The organism is Pseudomonas sp. B14-6, assembly GCF_013260315.1.
In the GTDB taxonomy this organism is placed as follows: domain Bacteria; phylum Pseudomonadota; class Gammaproteobacteria; order Pseudomonadales; family Pseudomonadaceae; genus Aquipseudomonas; species Aquipseudomonas mandelii.
In genome coordinates this window covers 5248709-5266011 of record NZ_CP053929.1, presented here as the reverse complement: position 1 = coordinate 5266011, position 17303 = coordinate 5248709, and the positions used below count along the sequence as shown (strand labels likewise).

Genomic DNA, 17303 nt, shown 5'->3' with positions numbered 1-17303 from the left:
TTCAATTCAGCCTTTATCCAGTCATCGAGAGCGGGTATCATGCCAACCCTTTTTCGAACTCTCATGATCCGGCCCCACAACAGGGAAGTCCTATGTCGGCGGTACGCATCGGTCCATATACATTGCACAACGGCTTGATCCTCGCCCCCATGGCGGGCGTCACCGACCAGCCCTTTCGTCAGCTGTGCAAGCGACTGGGCGCAGGGCTTGTAGTCTCGGAAATGGTCACCAGCGACATGAGCTTGTGGAACACCCGCAAATCGCGGATGCGCATGATCCACGAAGGTGATCCCGAGCCCCGCTCGGTCCAGATCGCCGGGGGTGATGCACAGATGCTGGCGGATGCGGCCCGGGCCAACGTCGAACTGGGCGCACAGATTATTGACATCAACATGGGCTGTCCGGCGAAGAAGGTCTGCAACAAGGCCGCCGGTTCCGCGCTGTTGAAGGATGAAGCATTGGTGACCGAGATCCTGCAAGCCGTCGTGGCTGCGGTTGATGTGCCGGTCACCTTGAAGATCCGCACCGGCTGGGACCGGGACAACAAGAACGGTCTGACGGTGGCGAAGATCGCCGAGCAAGCGGGCATTACGGCGTTGGCGGTTCATGGCCGCACCCGTGCCGACCTGTACACCGGTGAAGCCGAGTACGACACCATTGCCGCGATCAAGCAGGCGGTGTCGATGCCGGTCTTTGCCAACGGCGACATCGATTCACCCGAGAAGGCCCGGTACGTGCTCGATGCGACCGGTGCCGATGGCCTGCTGGTAGGCCGGGCCGCCCAGGGGCGGCCGTGGATTTTTCGTGAGATCGATCATTTCCTGCGTACCGGCGAAAAACTCCCGGCGCTGGAATTGATCGAGGTGGAACGCATTCTGCTAGAGCATCTGGCTGCACTGCATGTCTTCTATGGAGACGTGATGGGCGTCCGTATCGCTCGAAAGCATGTGGGCTGGTATCTCGCAACCTTGCCGGGCGCCAGGGAGTTTCGCGCCCACTTCAATCGTTTGGAAGATACGGAAGCACAATGCGCCAACGTTCAGGGCTTCTTCGCCGAACGTTACAAGAGCCTGACAGGGGACGGAGAAGGGGTGGCCGCATGACGATGATGACCGAGACTTTAGTGAGTGGAACAACACCCGTGAGCGACAACGTGAATTTGAAACAGCACCTCAATACGCCGAGCGAAGAAGGTCAGACCCTTCGCGGGAGTGTCGAGAAGGCGCTGCACAATTATTTCGCCCACCTTGAGGGCGCTGCCGTCACGGATGTGTACAACCTGGTGCTCTCCGAAGTCGAGGCGCCCCTGCTCGAGTGCGTGATGAACTACGTCAAGGGCAACCAGACCAAGGCCAGCGAGCTGCTCGGGTTGAACCGAGGCACGCTGCGCAAGAAACTCAAGCAGTACGATTTGCTGTAAGCATTCAATCAAACCAGAAAGGCGCCCGCGTAAAAACGGTCGCCTTTTTGCTGACTCCTTTGCTTTTGATGGAAATTGAAATGACCGACCAGACTACCCGCCTGCCGATCCGCCGCGCCTTGATCAGCGTTTCCGACAAGACCGGGATCCTCGAATTCGCCAAAGAGCTTGAAGCCCTGGGCGTCGAGATTCTCTCCACCGGCGGAACGTTCAAGCTGCTGCGCGACAACGGTGTTGCCGCAGTGGAAGTCGCGGACTACACCGGTTTCGCAGAAATGATGGACGGTCGGGTGAAAACCCTGCACCCGAAAATCCACGGCGGGATCCTCGGTCGTCGCGGTATCGACGACGCCATCATGAACGAGCACGGCATCAAGCCGATCGACCTGGTCGCGGTCAACCTGTACCCGTTCGAGGCCACCATCAACAAGCCAGGCTGCGACCTGCCGACCGCCATCGAAAACATCGACATCGGCGGCCCGACCATGGTCCGCTCGGCGGCAAAAAACCATAAAGACGTGGCCATCGTGGTCAATGCCAGCGACTACGCCAGCGTCCTTGAAGGCCTCAAGGCTGGCGGCCTGACCTATGCTCAGCGTTTCGACCTGATGCTCAAGGCCTTCGAACACACCGCGGCCTACGACGGCATGATCGCCAACTACATGGGCACCGTGAACCAGGCCGCTGACACCCTCTCGACCTCCGGTCGCAGCGAGTTCCCGCGCACGTTCAACAGCCAGTTCGTCAAGGCTCAGGAAATGCGCTACGGCGAGAACCCGCACCAGAGCGCGGCGTTCTACGTGGAAGCCAAGCCTGCCGAAGTCGGTATCGCCACCGCGACCCAACTGCAGGGCAAAGAGCTGTCGTACAACAACGTGGCCGACACCGACGCCGCGCTGGAATGCGTGAAGAGCTTCGTCAAGCCGGCTTGCGTGATCGTCAAGCACGCCAATCCGTGCGGCGTTGCGGTCAGCCCGGACGCAGAAGGCGGTATCCGTCAGGCTTACGAACTGGCTTACGCCACCGACACCGAGTCGGCGTTCGGCGGCATCATCGCCTTCAACCGCGAGCTGGATGCTGAAACCGCCAAGGCCATCGTCGAGCGTCAGTTCGTCGAAGTGATCATCGCCCCTAGCGTCAGCGAAGAAGCCCGCGCCATCGTGGCGGCCAAAGCCAATGTGCGCCTGCTGGCCTGCGGCGAGTGGTCGGCTGATCGCGCCGCTGCCTGGGACTACAAACGCGTCAACGGCGGTTTGCTGGTACAGAGCCGCGACATCGGCATGATCAGCGCCGACGACCTGAAAGTCGTGACCAAGCGTGCCCCGACCGAGCAGGAAATCAACGACCTGATCTTCGCCTGGAAAGTCGCCAAATACGTTAAATCCAACGCCATTGTCTACGCCAAGAACCGTCAGACCATCGGCGTCGGCGCTGGCCAGATGAGCCGCGTGAACTCCGCCCGTATCGCCGCGATCAAGGCTGAACATGCCGGTTTGCAAGTGGCAGGCTCGGTGATGGCCTCCGATGCGTTCTTCCCGTTCCGCGACGGCCTGGACAACGCGGCCAAGGTCGGTATCACCGCGGTGATCCAGCCGGGTGGCTCGATGCGTGATGCGGAAGTGATTGCCGCTGCTGATGAAGCCGGCATCGCCATGGTCTTCACCGGCATGCGCCACTTCCGTCACTGATTTTTCGCTCTTGTAGGAGCGAGGCTTGCCCGCGAAGGGCTCGCCACGGTGTATCAACAAGACCGAGGCGAGCCCTTCGCGGGCAAGCCTCGCTCCTACAGGTTCGGTGGTGGCGGATGCCGCGTACCGTTAGCCAGGCAGCTCAGGCTGCCCCCACAGAATTAGCGTCATCCGAGGTTTTTGAAATGAATGTTTTGATCATTGGCAGCGGTGGCCGTGAACACGCCCTGGCCTGGAAAGTGGCTCAGGATCCGCGTGTGCAGAAAGTATTCGTTGCCCCGGGCAACGCCGGCACCGCCATTGAAGCCAAGTGCGAGAACGTCGCTATCGACGTGCTGGCCCTCGAGCAGCTTGCAGATTTCGCGGAGAAAAACGTTTCCCTCACCATCGTTGGCCCGGAAGTGCCGCTGGTCGCTGGCGTCGTCGACCTGTTCCGCTCCCGTGGCCTGGATTGCTTCGGCCCGACGGCCGGTGCGGCCCAGTTGGAAGGTTCGAAAGCCTTTACCAAGGACTTCCTGGCTCGCCACAAGATCCCGACCGCCGATTACCAGAACTTCACCGAGATCGAGCCGGCCCTGGCCTATCTGCGTGAAAAAGGTGCGCCGATTGTGATCAAGGCCGATGGCCTGGCCGCCGGTAAAGGCGTGATCGTTGCCATGACCCTGGCCGAAGCGGAAGACGCTGTGCGCGACATGCTCGCGGGCAACGCATTCGGCGACGCCGGCTCGCGCGTTGTGATCGAAGAGTTCCTGGACGGCGAAGAAGCCAGCTTCATCGTCATGGTCGACGGCAAGAACGTACTGCCGATGGCCACCAGCCAGGACCACAAACGCGTCGGCGACGGCGACACCGGCCCGAACACCGGCGGCATGGGTGCCTACTCCCCTGCCCCGGTCGTGACCGCTGAAGTCCACAAGCGCGTCATGGACCTGGTGATCTGGCCGACCGTGCGCGGCATGGCCGATGAAGGCAACGTCTACACCGGTTTCCTGTATGCCGGCCTGATGATCGACAAGGCTGGTAACCCAAAAGTTATCGAGTTCAACTGCCGTTTCGGTGATCCTGAGACCCAACCGGTGATGCTGCGTTTGCAGTCGAGCCTGGTGTTGCTGGTCGAAGCGGCCCTGGCGCAAGCCCTGGACAAGGTCGAAGCGCAATGGGATCCACGTCCGAGCGTCGGCATCGTGCTGGCGGCTGGCGGCTATCCTGGCGACTACGCTAAAGGCGTCGCCATCAACGGCCTGGATGCAGCCGCCGCACTGGAAGGCAAAGTCTTCCACGCCGGCACTGCGCTCAAGGACGGTCAAGTGGTGACCGCCGGTGGTCGTGTGCTTTGCGCTACCGCCATGGGCGCCAGCGTTGATGCTGCCCAGCAACAGGCTTACAAACTGGCGGCAAAGATTGATTGGGAAGGCTGTTTCTATCGCAAGGACATTGGTTACCGTGCCATTGCCCGCGAACGTGGCGAAAATCAGGAATAAGCGATCCGTTCGGCAGGGCTTGTGCTTCAGGCCCTTGCCGGACTGTTCCGGCGCCGCGCATAGTTATAATCTGGCATCAACCTACGAAGGGATTTCGCCGTGCGCTGGCTCAGGATTGCCATAGGTTTCACTGTCACGCTGCTGACCTTGCTCTGCATGCTCCCGGCCCAGGCCGCGCAAGGCAGTGGCTGGGCGGTATTGCTTGACGAACAGGGCGACCTGCAGCTGAGCGACATCCGTTCCGCGCGCTACACCAATCAATTCAGCCCCATCGAACTTGACCGCCTCACCGCGGCCGAGCCCGAAGGTGCATTGTGGCTGCGCTTCCGGCTCGCACCCGGCAAACACGAGCAATTGCTGCGAGTGTTCGCCCCCGACCTGTCGCGCCTCAATCTGTACGTGCTCGACGGCGACACGCTGATCGATCAATTGAACACCGGCACCGGGCAGCCCCAGGCTGACCGTCCCCTGCCCAGCAGCGAATTCATGTTGCCGCTGCCACAAAGCGACAAACCCCTCGACGTCTACCTGCGGCTGGTGTCCGAACACCAGTTACGGCCGTACATCACCCTGCAATCGGCGATCATGACCGCGGCCAATCAGAACCAGATGCTGATTTACGGCCTTCTGTTCGGTTGCCTCGGGATGCTGATCCTGCACAGCCTCGTCCGCTACGCCTATACGCGCTCGCGCAGCAGTCTCTGGCTGGCCGCATGCGAAGCACTGTTGATGCTCAGCCTGCTGCTGTTGCTGAATCTGGCGGGGCCCTGGCTGCCAAACTGGCACGCGGTGCAGACACCCGGCGCCTACCTCGCCCTGCTGCTGACGGCGCCGTGCGGCCTGATGTTCGCCTATCGTTTCTTTGCGCCACTCGGCCCGCACCCGCTGAACAAGCTGCTGCTGGGTGACATTCTGTTCATCGTGATGTGCGGCTTGCTGCTGCTGTTCGTCAATACGCTGCCGCTGAACATCATGACCTACGCCCTGGTCGCCCTGGCAGGTCTTAGCATGTTGTTCGTCAGTGCCTATCACTGGCAAAAAGGTTATCGCCCGGCGCGCCTGTTCGTCGCGGCGATGGTCGTGTTCAACATTGGCACGCTGATCATGTTGCCTGCCCTGCTGGGGCTGACGCTGGTCGCGCCGCAGGGCTTGATCATGACGCTGCTGGGGTTTATCTGCATCAGCGGCGTGCTGATGAGCATTGCGCTGAGCGAACGTCAGCGCAGCATCACCGAAGATCGTTTCAGCGTCAGTCGCGACCTGGCGGCCAGCAATGCCGAGATCAACGCCAAGGCCGAGTTCCTGGCGAAGATCAGCCACGAAATCCGTACCCCGATGAACGGCGTACTGGGCATGACTGAACTGCTGCTGGGCACACCGTTGTCGGTCAAGCAGCGTGACTATGTGCAGACGATCCACAGCGCCGGCAACGAATTGCTGACCCTGATCAACGAGATACTCGACATCTCCAAGCTCGAGTCCGGGCAGATAGAACTGGACGACGTTCAATTCGATCTCAATGCCTTGATCGAAGACTGCCTGAGCATCTTCCGCGCCAAGGCCGAACAGCAGAACGTCGAGCTGATCAGTTTCATCCAGCCGCAAGTGCCACGCGTCATCAGCGGCGACCCGACGCGTCTGCGCCAGACCTTGCTGAGCCTGCTGGAAAACGCCCTGAAGAAAACCGACGAGGGCGAGATCCTGATCGTCGTCGCGCTTGACGAACGCAGCGCCCAACCGCGCCTGCGCATCGCCGTGCAAGACAGCGGCGTGCCGATGGAGGCCGAAGAACGCGACGCACTGATGCACGCCGAGCTGCACAGCAAACATTTTCTCTCGGCAACCAGCCTGGGCGGCAACCTGGGGCTAGTGATTGCCCGTCAGTTGATCCGCCTTATGCAGGGCGAATTCGGCATCAAGATTGGCGCCAACCAAGGCAGCACGTTGTGGCTGACCCTGCCGCTGGACCCTGATCGTCTCGAGCACCCGACCTCCGACCTCGACGGGCCGCTGCAAGGTGCGCGTGTGCTGGTGGTGGACGATAACGACACGTGCCGCAAAGTGCTGGTGCAGCAATGCAGCGCCTGGGGCCTGAACGTCAGTGCCGTGCCGTCCGGTAAAGAGGCACTGGCATTGCTGCGCACCAAAGCTCACCTGCGCGATTATTTCGACGTGGTCCTGCTCGACCAGAACATGCCCGGCATGACCGGCATGCAACTGGCGGCCAAGATCAAGGAAGACCCGAGCCTGAACCACGACATTCTGCTGATCATGCTCACTGGCATCAGCAACGCGCCGAGCAAGATCATCGCACGCAACTCCGGGATCAAACGCATCCTCGCCAAACCGGTGGCTGGCTACACCCTCAAGACCACGCTGGCGGACGAACTGAACCAGCGCAACAAGGGCCCGACCGTCTCGCCGTACCAGCCCTCCGGTCCGACGCTTCCGGTCAAGGTTCCGAGTGATTTCCGCATTCTGGTGGCTGAAGACAACAACATCTCGACCAAGGTGATTCGCGGCATGCTCGGCAAGCTCAACCTGCAACCTGACACCGCCAGCAATGGCGAAGAAGCCTTGCAGGCAATGAAAGCCCAGCGCTATGACCTCGTCCTGATGGACTGTGAAATGCCGATCCTCGATGGCTTCTCTGCCACCCAGCAGTTACGTGCCTGGGAAGTCGGCAACCAGCGGATTCGCACCCCGGTTGTGGCGTTGACCGCGCACATCCTCGCCGAGCACAAAGAGCGCGCACGCCAGGCCGGCATGGACGGGCACATGGCCAAACCGGTCGAGCTGTCGCAACTGCGCGATCTGATCGAGCATTGGGTTGCCCAGCGTGATCAGCAGAATCGCACGACCTCCACGCTCCAGGCAGGCGTGTAGGGCAATCAACGCCGGCATGACTCAATCTGCTGCGCAGATCTCCATGGTCGAAGCATCATCGGTCAACGTCAACATCGCGACGTTGTCCTGATACCTGTCGCTGATCTTCAAGGCAATGGCGTCGCGCACGGGGCCGTAGAGGATTCCGGACAAGTCAGCACTGGCGCAGCGCATGCAAACGCTGCCCTGTACATCCTCGGCCAGATGTCGCTGGGCCAGCGGATTGGCACTGATGATCTGGCGGGTCTTAAGCTCGATGTACACACTTGTGAGCGATGTCGGCGTCTGCGCTATAACCACCAGCAAACGCACAGCCTTTGCGGGCGCAAGAACATCACCCGACTCGTCCGTGGATATTTTCTGCATGTGATCGCGCAGCAAACCCATTGCGGGCTCGTTGCCGGACAACCTTGCCAGCCGCTGCACTGTTGCCGCCGTAGCGCCTCCTTTATCCACAGCACCTAGTGAAATCGCTGCAATGACCCAGTCGCTGACAGACTCGACACTGTCCTGGGTAATCAGCCATTCCTGTCGCGCTCTTGTACGTCGCAGCCAGTAGTCATCCAGAAATTCCACATAAGCGTTGTACCAGTCGACATCCGGGGCTTTTTCAATCTTCTTATTGGCAATCAATTGCGCCAGCAACACGGAATCGACCAGATCCTTATATTGCGCCGCCCCATCCGCAGCCGGAATAATCACGACACAAGCGCCAACGATCAACACAGAATATTCGCAACTCATATCAACTCCCTCGACAATAAAAAAGGCAGCCGACAACCGGCTGCCGATTTAGATCAATTAGATATCAATGTCTACGATCTGGTCTTTATGTGGAACAAGTTTGCTCTTGATGGACTCACGGACTGCATCAGCGACCAATGTATTTTTGGCAAATACCGTTTCGCCGCGATACAGGTTCACATTTCGGATATCCACATCCGTAAACATTACTTGGGTGGAACTGTTCTTGCGAAGAAAACGCACTGCACCCACGGCCATGATTGCCTCACCCTCGACTTCGACACACGCACCTGCCGAGATTCCCCCGACGCCATTTTCCAGCAGATTTCGCTCATAAACAGTCAGGGCAGCCGTGTCACGCTTTTGCAGGGCCGCGATCGCATCACCCGCCACCTTGAGCATCAACGCAGTCGTCGGACCAGGCAATGCAACGCCGGCAACCACCGCACCGAGAATCTCCAGCACCAGTTTGTCCATGCGGACGCTGGTGCCGCTGACGTGCAGATCGCTGTAGTACTTGCTGACAGGCGTCCAGCCTGCGAGGGTCATGACTTCCCGGAACCGCAAGTACCACTCTTTGCCCTGATGTTCTTCAGGGTATAGTTTGTTCGCTGCACGGGATGCAAAGAGAAAGGCGTTTTGAGCGTCCGACTTGTTTTCAGCACTGAGCTTGCCAGAAAAACCCAACGTGCCTTCACCCACAACGGAGCCTTTCGACGGTGCTTCGATCTCGTCGCCCACAACCATAAGACCACGAGGGCGGATAATGATCTGCTCGTCGATATCACACGCTTCAATCGCTTCAATACAGGCAGTAACATAACTTTCACGAATAGCTTGATTATACACAATGAATTCCTTATAAAAATACCAGACAAGTTCCTCATGAACTTGCGATAAAACAATAACCAAACAAACGAACAACGACAAACTAAAACCTGTAACACCATATCCATTCAATAAACATAAGTTACAACAACACCCAAGCAACTAATAAAAACACCCAATCGCAAAATTAACTGACGCGCCTGTCACAACTCACACCCACAAGCAATTAACTGACTGATAGACTCCTCGTCATCCTCACTCCTGATGCGAGCCGAAACCATGCTCCACGTGTTATTCAGCGTTTACCTGAAGATGCTGGTGCTCTACAGCCCGTTCTTCGTGTTGTCCTGCTTCATCAGCCTGACCCGCGGTTATTCACGCAAGGAACAACGTCGACTGGCCTGGAAAGTGGCCACCGCCACGCTGGTGTCCAGCGTCCTGCTGTACTTGTTCGGACGGGTGATTTTCAGTGTCTTCGGCATCACTGTGGACGCGTTCCGCATCGGCGCCGGCAGCGTGCTGTTTATCTCGGCACTGGGCATGGCCCAAGGCAAGTCGGCGGTGCAGACCGACAATGTGCAGCAGGACGTGACGATCGTCCCGCTGACGATTCCATTGACGGTCGGCCCCGGCACCATCGGTGCCTTGTTGGTTATGGGCGTGAGCCAGCCACATTGGGACGACAAACTCACGGCCATTCTCAGCATTGCCCTGGCCAGCTTTACGGTTGGCGTGGTCCTTTATTTGTCCAGCCGCATCGAACGGATTCTCGGTGACCAGGGCTTGCAGATTGTCAGCCGGCTGATGGGATTGTTTGTGTGCGCGCTGGCGGCACAGATTATCTTCACGGGCGTAAAAGGTTACCTGGTGCCCTGATCAGCCAGGGAGCGCAACGTTGTGAATTGACAACGTTGCGAAACGTTCGGAACCCGGATCTCCACCCTCGGTTTTTTAGACCGAACTCAACTTCTCGACGAGCACTTTTAACTCAAGGCTGCTTTCCCCAAGATCGAACATCGTTTGCCACAGTTCATGGACGCTGACCTCAAGCGTATTGCCAAGAACTTGCACACTCAGGTTCAGCGACTGGGCCAATGCCCACTCCTCAGATTGTGCCGAACGGAAAACCAGGCTGCTGCCGTTGTCGGGGTCGGTGAGCAGCAGATGGTTGTCTGCCCGATCGACACGCCAGTCATCCTGCGCTCCGGTCGCCAGAATCAGCCGCGAGGGTATGGCGTCAATGTCCGGCCAGTCAGTGCAATCGACCACGATGCAATCGAGGTGCTGCCAGGCGGTCTCCGACACGTGGTAAATCGACCCCGTTTCAGCGCCTCCCAGAATCAATGAACTGACACCGTCGGGCACCAGAGCCAGCAGGTCTTTTACCTCTCCCGCGATCTCCAGCGTCATGACATCCCCCTCTCGACTGGCCTTGTTCGCCGCCACCCACACAACCTCTTTTGTATTGCGGTTGAAGATCACGCCGTCCACCGGATCAAACAACAGCGGAACACTCCCTTGTTTCGTCCCGAGGAAGTTTGCCCACTGTCCATCCGCTCTGCCGTTAACCTCAAAGACACGATTGAGTTCGGGTACGTAATACGCGTAGCGGTTGGTCGAGTGGCCAATCGGCAAAAAAGGCGCATGAGCCTGACCGGACACTAAATCGTTCAGGCGTTTTGTCAGCGCTTCAGGCGACTCCCTGTAACGATAAGACCAGGCGTTCTCGACACTGATGATTCGGGCCGGCTCACCTTCAATCAGTTCGAAATTGACCCCGTCCCGAGTGCGGCCCCGCAAACCGGTGCCGTAAGGCAGCACGTCAGAAAATGCCCAGGTTCCCCAGACCTTTTCTGGTAGTGGCAGCGCGTCGGCATTGATCAGCCGCCTGCCACTGCCGAACGCGCGGCTCAGCTGCTCAGGCTCGATAAACGCCTGACGATAAAGGTGGCCGCTGCTCAGGCCAAGTAACCAGGCGTGCTTGCCATCACGAGTGACGGACAACAGACGGCAACCTTTTTCAGCCATCAGGTCGGTTACCAACAGCTTGTTGTTCAGGTAGCGCGCGTAGACAGGCACCTGGCCGGTGACGTCCGATAATCCGGAAAGCGAAATCAGCGAAACCGCATGCTCCTTGCCAAGGGCCTCCAGATCGCTCATCCACAATGGATGGGCATCCAGCCAATCCCCCGTCACGCCGCTAAGGAAAAAGCTCGCGTCCTGACGAACGTCAAACATCAGCCCGGACTCATTGACGACCAGGTACCCGCCGTCGCTGATCCTGAGCTTGACGCTGCCTGGCAATGGCACCCGTTGTGCCTCATCGCCGGTAAAGGGTTGGTGATAGAGGTTTTGACTGTGTGCGTCGTGAAACAGGAACGCTGCAGCATCAGGATCATTCGGTGGCAGCAAGCTTATCTGGGGCAGCGTCGAGGCGGTTTCGCTGACGGGCAAGTGCGGGGTCAGGAGCTGGTGGCTCTGCCCGTTGATCCATCTCGGCAGCGACGGCTTGTCGAGGTCGCCGGACGTTACCGTCACAAAGGACGCAGGCCTCCAGGACGTTTGCCGTTCGGCGTCGGCGCCTTCAGTAACAACCGCAATATCAACCTGCTGTAACAGGGCAATGACGTCCTTCAAGGTATCGAAATAGTCCGGTGGTTCGCTCGATACCGAAACCAACGAGATTTCCTCGCCGTGAATCAGATAAATCACCACGTAACGCTGGGTCTTGCTCAGGCGTACCCGCTGAGTGACTTGAACAACGCCAGCGCCCCGATCAAGGCAGCCAATGATCTGCGCCTCTTCACTTCCACGATTGAAAACGCTGTAGCGCCAAGTAGTCAAACCTGTGACGGCATTGACGCGCCATATCAGGGGTTGATCCGGGTGATAGAAGTAAGCGTTATCGTCTTGCACTGCCGCCAGTTGAAGTTTCTCGCTGACCGGACCCAGGAATTGACGGCCATAAACGAACCGTTCCTTTGCCACGTCGTACCAACCGGCGGTGTATTGCGGCTTTTCTGGATTGCCAAAAGGCAGCAGAAACTTGCCCGCAGGAATTAAGGCATTGCCCATGCGCTGCTGCCGGTGAAGCACCTTCAAACGGTCAAGCTCCGCCTGCGAGTAATGTCCGTCAGCCGCTTGAAGTGACGCCAGGTACAGTTGCCGATGTTCGCGGTCAACACGGTAGGTTTCGAGGTTCTTTGTTCGAACATATACGTCGATGTCGGCCTCGATGCTCAGCTCGATACCGTCGATGTTCAACCCCGCCGCGCCGACACTGATGTGTTGTGGCGTGATCCAGTCGGCGCTCAACACCCAGCTCACGCTTCCGTCACCGGGAAGTGCGCTGAGATGGACCGACACGAGTCCTGGTTTAAGTGCGAGGGAGTAAGCCCCCTTAGCGTGTCGATGCGGTAAGAAACCTTGCCCCGCATCTCTCGCGGTAATTCAGGAACGTACAGCGCCCGGGTTTCATTTCCAACGCGCACGGTAATGGTCGTGGGCTCATAGACAGGGTTGAGTTTGTACAGGATGTGCGGGAAAGGTCTGGCGTGGGTGAAGAAAAAACCTTCCTCCCTGGCTTCAAGTTCACGCAACACGTCATATTGCGGATACATCTTACGAGGCAGGACGCTCGAGCCGCCGACAACGTTCAGGAGCAGGTTGCTCCACTCAAAGACCTGCGGATCGGAACCCAGTTGATACTCGTAACCGTAATAACACTTTGGAGTACCCGGAAGCAGCAAGGCCGATTCTGCCGGCACAGCGTTAAATCGACCATGAACACGCGGGCCAGGAATCGCGACCTGTTTTGGCAGCCCCATGCTTTCTCGAACGACAATAGCGTTCTGTTTGTTCCCATCGGGCCGTGGGAGCCCCGAGCCACCCAGCGAGCGAAAGAGCCCCTGGCTGCCGAACACGATGACCCCTTCGCGAAGATCAACCGTGTCCACCACCGACTCGGGCATGATCGATACGACCCCTTGCTTGACCGAGAAAGCCTGCGGGCTGTACGCCGTTTTGAACCGGGTAAACAATTCGGCAACTTTCTCTGCCTTGTCCATGATTTGCCCGAGATTGCCGGCAATCGCCGTGACGCCGATTCCGATGCCAAGCAATGGTACCGACAGAAAACCTGCGACCGCACCCGCCGTCCCGCCGACTACCAGCGCAACGCCGTCGAGCACAAGCGCACTGACATCGAACAGCAGTTGAGTGCCGAAACGCGCTTGCTGCTCGTGGTTTTCGGCGTTGTAGAACTCGTAAATATCAAAACCGATATTGACCACGCCCAATACCTGCCCCAACCCCGGGCCAGCGATTCGCGCCAGGAGTCGCCCGCCCGCCGAAGCGGTCCTGACCGCTATCGCTCGCTCGGCGTTCACCAGCTGTCGAACCAGGTTCGCCATTTGCAGCGTGTCGAGGCCGATACCGTGGACTAACTGTGCATGGCCCAGGTAGCCATGAAGGCGAACGGCGACGGCCAGGTTCGATTCTGTTCCAGGCTGCGCCAGTTGATCGCGGTTTCGAAGTTCGGTGATCAACGCCTGGAAACCAAACGCAAAACTCAGCCGGCTACCCTCGGAAACATCCGTTGGATCAACAGGTTTATGTCCATCGTTGCTGCCGGCCAGGTACTCGATACTCGTGTCCAGGAACGACTTGATTCGCCCGAGAAACGGTTCGTTGGTTTTCACCACGCGGATCTGTTGCGTTTTGATGTCCATGAACGACAGTGCGTAACCGTCATCCGGTTGAGCCTGCAGGGTTGCGAACACCGGGACGTACTCGCTCCCGAGTCCGTTCGCCGATCTCACCCGGTTTGTCACCTGATCGATTTTGCTCGCCCAGACGCTGGCATCCCGTTCGGAAAGACCCCGTCCCAATCGCGCATTTTCAGACAGCGCGCGTGAGCGTAATTGGGCGTGATGGGACCAGGGTGCGATGCTTTTTCCTGAGCTCAAGGATTCATTGCCCAACAGCTTCGACACTGGCAGTTCCGAGGGTAAGTGCTTGCTGGCGAGGCGATCGCCGTCCAGCTCGATCACATTGAAGGGCGAGCGATCCGTCGACTCGATCGCATACTGCCTGGCCAGGTCGGACGTGTTGAACAGGGCCTTCATCCCAAGCTTGAGGTGGTCTATCCGATCGAAACCAAAGACACCGAAATTGGGATCGTAGAAAGACCAGCTACTGTGTTCGGCCGTCCCGGTCCTGGCCACCATCATTGAATGGTTTTCGGTATTGAGCATCAACGTGCAAGGTGCAGGTTTAGCCGCCAACACCTCAAAGATGCCATCGAAACTCAACGTGCCGAGCTTGTCGCCAAAATCAGCCTGGGGTATGGCGCGCAATTCGTCGAGCGCCTGAAGAAATGCATGGGTATCACTTTCACCGGGCGAGAAATGCGCATTGGCCAGTCTGCCGCTCAGTGCCTGTACCGCATCGCGGCCCTGATGAGTCGCCGCCGCCATCAGCAGCGCCAGTGGATAACAGCGTCTTCCGGGGTCGCCATCGCCCCTGACCAGCAACCCCTGAGGCATTAACTTGGCCATTGACGCGCCCGCCTCCAGGAGCGTTTTTCGCACCGAGGCACTGCGCTGGAGAATGTATCGGCGTAGCTCGTAGTCCGTCTGGTGCCTGATGCGAGCCACGCTCTCGCCCCATTGACGAAGCGTCAACGAATTCTCGAATGAAAGAATCTTGAGTACCTGAGCGCTCTCCGTGGAGGAGTCAACTGGCGTTTTGACGGCGGCAAACGCCGTTTCGAACTCGGGACTTTTGAGCGAAAGCAACACCTGCTCGATAGACATGTACCGCTCGGATATACCCCGGTCGGCCGTACTTTCCGCGAGCGCGCCGAGCTGCTGCCAGGCGTCGGCGAAACCGGTTTCGTCCAGCGTCGATGCGCCGAAAAGGCCACCGAGCACCACCCGATGTACCGGACTCAACTGATCGAGCGGCAGAGTCCCATGACCGATGCGAACGATCATTTCATTCAGATTGCCAATCGGATAGAAACCATGGGAAACCGGTAGCTCGGCTACAGGCTGGTTCAGAATCCTTTGCCGGTCATCAAAGTCCAGGGAAAAAGGTTTAGCGAAATTCAACTCACCGCTGAGCTTTTCGTTCATCGCACGGATGAAGGGCTCCCCCAACTCATCCATCCAGCGCTGCAGGATGGCGGTCAACAAAACCGGGCGCCCTTCCATGATCGGCCAGCCTTTTTCGAAGCTGATGGTGCGCCCTTTCAACAGCTCTGAAAAAGTCCCCTGATAACGTGTTTGTAATTTGCCGTTGGCCCAGTTTGCTTGTTCTTTTTGCAGCCATTCTTGCGGTGTAGCGTTGATCGTCCAGCCAGAAACCTTCTCTTCTTCGGTGGCCACGTTGTAACCATCCGACAATTTCAATCGGTCTCGTATTTCGTTTTTCCCATCAAACAGGAGATGCTTTTCCACATACTCCTCAAGCCCTGTAATCGCCGCTCCAGGCCCGGTCAAATCAATGGTCCCACGGGATTCATAACGAATACCGTCACTGTAGTAAGCGCCAATGGCGCTAACCAGCTTGCCTAAATACCCTCGGCGCGTTTTCGACAGTCCAGGCACCTCGGCAATCTTTTCATTCACCATCGCCACGAGAATATCTTGTACGGCTGCACTGTCGCTCCAGTCCACAGCCGTCGCGTTCAATCGAGACTCAAACTCTGACAGGAAGTCGTAGTTGAACCTGATCAACTCGATAATCGCCTGGGTCGAGCCAGCGCCGGCATGCGCGACGATATGAGAGTTCATTTCACTGTTGATCTGGACGGCCATGCGAATACCGTCCGTGGGCGTTTGACTATTCCCCGGCGCAGAAAATATGTCGGAGGGCCCCGGACCCAGCAGTGCAAACTCGCTTAATGCTGTCCTGTGCTGTTCAGGAATACTCATTGTGCGGTCAGGGTATCGACTGGGGTCGCGCCCAGGCATCAGCGATTCGTTGTTATTGAGCAGGAGTTGTAATACGCCAATTCGTGCACTTTCATCGAACGCCGTAATATCGACTCCGCCCAATACGTTTTTCAGTTGCGGCAAGTAATCCACGTCACTGTAACGACCGCCCTCCAGTGCTTCGACCTGCAGGCGAACCACATCGCTGGCCGCAGCAAAGTTGCCTCGCCCTGCCACTTCGCGTTCATAGACGTCCCATAAAAGGTGTTCTTTGAAGACTTCACGCACGTCGCGTAACCGCAGATGTTGATCAACCATGGCCAAGTGGCTGTCCAGGCATTTTTGTCTGAACGCAATGAGGGTGGCCTCGTCCTTGCCATAGGCGCGAACCATCAGATCAATACGCGCTTCATCCGCCTTTCCGGCCCAGCGCTCCTGCCTGAGGTGAGCCGACATTTGCATTTTCAGCACCCGGGCTCGATGTTCGATCATCCGGGCCAGCTCCACAGGCGTGGCGATAGTGGCTCCCCCTGACTCCATGGCATGCGCCCTGGCACTTTCCAGGATCACTCGATTCATCTCGAAGGCCAGTACTGCATCACTGTCGTACCAGAGGTTGAACGTATGGCCTTCCTTGACCATGACCGCCTTCCATATATTGATGTAGTCTCGCTGAATAGCGCCAACCGCGCTCCCGCCGACCCAAACGAAGTGCATTATTTTCGGCACTTCGGACGCAACCGGATTCAACATTCGCACGGTCTGGACCAGCCGGTTTGTATAGTTTTCAAGCCGCGCAGAGAGGTCGGCCAACGCGGCGGAAATCGGTCCGGCGCGCTGGCCAATCAGTGAGTCGAGCGTCTCTTTGAGCAATAACAATGGCGCCATCTGGTCAGCCCATGGCTGATCTTTTGCGCACGCTGAGTAATAGCCAACCAGCGCTTCATATTCCGGCGCGGCGCGAAACTCGTTCGAGAGTGCTTGAATATCATCGAGTCTGAAATACTGAAGAAACGACTTACCCGCCGTGTTTGATCCCTGATATTGATTCATCACATCCATGCCCTTATAACAAACTTGAATACACGTAGCCCACAGCGTCGCGCACACGCCATCCGTCGATGTTTGCGAACCTGAACTGATATTTAAAACCAGCGCCGAAAGCACTGGCATTGCTAATACGCTAACCACAGAAACAGCAGGCAAAAAACTGCCCAAGCTGCCCACCCAAAAAATACTATGCGATAAAAATAACAACCTCAATCCAACAACAGCGCAATTAATTAATTACACTTAAGCCGGACAAACAAGTGTAACT

At 57.8% G+C, this 17303-nt stretch carries 10 protein-coding genes; 6 read left to right on the top strand and 4 right to left on the bottom strand.

Translation table 11 applies throughout. From position 1 onward, the window contains the following. Nucleotides 1-92 precede the first annotated feature (92 nt). The 5 genes from dusB (at nt 93) to HP062_RS23910 (ending at nt 7475) form a co-directional block, all read left to right on the top strand. Nucleotides 93-1103 carry a tRNA dihydrouridine synthase DusB gene (gene dusB / locus HP062_RS23930; protein ID WP_010463890.1) on the top strand — a complete coding sequence of 337 codons (1011 nt, stop codon included), beginning with the start codon at nt 93-95 and terminating at the stop codon, nt 1101-1103. Next, on the top strand, nt 1100-1420 hold the full coding sequence (gene fis / locus HP062_RS23925; RefSeq protein WP_007907419.1) for a DNA-binding transcriptional regulator Fis: 321 nt from the start codon (nt 1100-1102) through the stop codon (nt 1418-1420). Before dusB ends, fis begins: the two co-directional genes overlap by 4 nt. Before the next feature lie 80 nt (nt 1421-1500). Then, a complete protein-coding gene (gene purH / locus HP062_RS23920; protein WP_145310646.1) occupies nt 1501-3108 on the top strand; it encodes a bifunctional phosphoribosylaminoimidazolecarboxamide formyltransferase/IMP cyclohydrolase in 1608 nt (535 codons plus the stop codon). Nucleotides 3109-3293: 185 nt separating this feature from the next. Next, nucleotides 3294-4589: a phosphoribosylamine--glycine ligase gene (purD, locus tag HP062_RS23915; protein WP_083375139.1), complete on the top strand. Its 1296-nt coding sequence runs from the start codon at nt 3294-3296 to the stop codon at nt 4587-4589. A gap of 99 nt (nt 4590-4688) precedes the next feature. Then, nucleotides 4689-7475, top strand: a complete 2787-nt coding sequence (locus HP062_RS23910; protein WP_154913238.1) for a hybrid sensor histidine kinase/response regulator — start codon at nt 4689-4691, stop codon at nt 7473-7475. 21 nt (nt 7476-7496) lie between these two features. On the opposite strand, the gene HP062_RS23905 is transcribed toward HP062_RS23910, so the two are convergent. Both HP062_RS23905 and HP062_RS23900 read right to left on the bottom strand, forming a co-directional pair. Then, on the bottom strand, nt 7497-8219 hold the full coding sequence (locus HP062_RS23905) for a hypothetical protein (RefSeq protein WP_172792117.1): 723 nt from the start codon (nt 8217-8219) through the stop codon (nt 7497-7499). A 57-nt stretch (nt 8220-8276) separates the two neighbouring features. Beyond that, on the bottom strand, nt 8277-9068 hold the full coding sequence (locus HP062_RS23900) for a hypothetical protein (RefSeq protein ID WP_172792604.1): 792 nt from the start codon (nt 9066-9068) through the stop codon (nt 8277-8279). Nucleotides 9069-9326: 258 nt separating this feature from the next. Between HP062_RS23900 and HP062_RS23895 the strand changes: the two genes are divergently transcribed. Then, the gene (locus HP062_RS23895) at nt 9327-9923 is read left to right on the top strand and encodes a MarC family protein (protein WP_010463905.1); all 597 of its coding nucleotides are present in this window, start codon (nt 9327-9329) and stop codon (nt 9921-9923) included. Between the two features lie 75 nt (nt 9924-9998). Here HP062_RS23895 and HP062_RS23890 read toward each other — a convergent pair whose 3' ends face one another. Then, nucleotides 9999-12374, bottom strand: coding sequence for a hypothetical protein (locus HP062_RS23890; RefSeq protein WP_172792116.1), 2376 nt, complete (start codon nt 12372-12374; stop codon nt 9999-10001). Then, on the bottom strand, nt 12371-17203 hold the full coding sequence (locus tag HP062_RS23885; protein ID WP_172792115.1) for a TcdA/TcdB catalytic glycosyltransferase domain-containing protein: 4833 nt from the start codon (nt 17201-17203) through the stop codon (nt 12371-12373). Before HP062_RS23885 ends, HP062_RS23890 begins: the two co-directional genes overlap by 4 nt. Nucleotides 17204-17303: the final 100 nt, after the last annotated feature.

Bases quoted from the DNA above. Each gene is read 5' to 3' on its own strand.
- dusB (WP_010463890.1), top strand. From the start codon at position 93: ATGTCGGCGGTACGCATCGGTCCATATACATTGCACAACGGCTTGATC.
- fis (WP_007907419.1), top strand. From the start codon at position 1,100: ATGACGATGATGACCGAGACTTTAGTGAGTGGAACAACACCCGTGAGC.
- purH (WP_145310646.1), top strand. From the start codon at position 1,501: ATGACCGACCAGACTACCCGCCTGCCGATCCGCCGCGCCTTGATCAGC.
- purD (WP_083375139.1), top strand. From the start codon at position 3,294: ATGAATGTTTTGATCATTGGCAGCGGTGGCCGTGAACACGCCCTGGCC.
- HP062_RS23905 (WP_172792117.1), bottom strand. From the start codon at position 8,219: ATGAGTTGCGAATATTCTGTGTTGATCGTTGGCGCTTGTGTCGTGATT.
- HP062_RS23895 (WP_010463905.1), top strand. From the start codon at position 9,327: ATGCTCCACGTGTTATTCAGCGTTTACCTGAAGATGCTGGTGCTCTAC.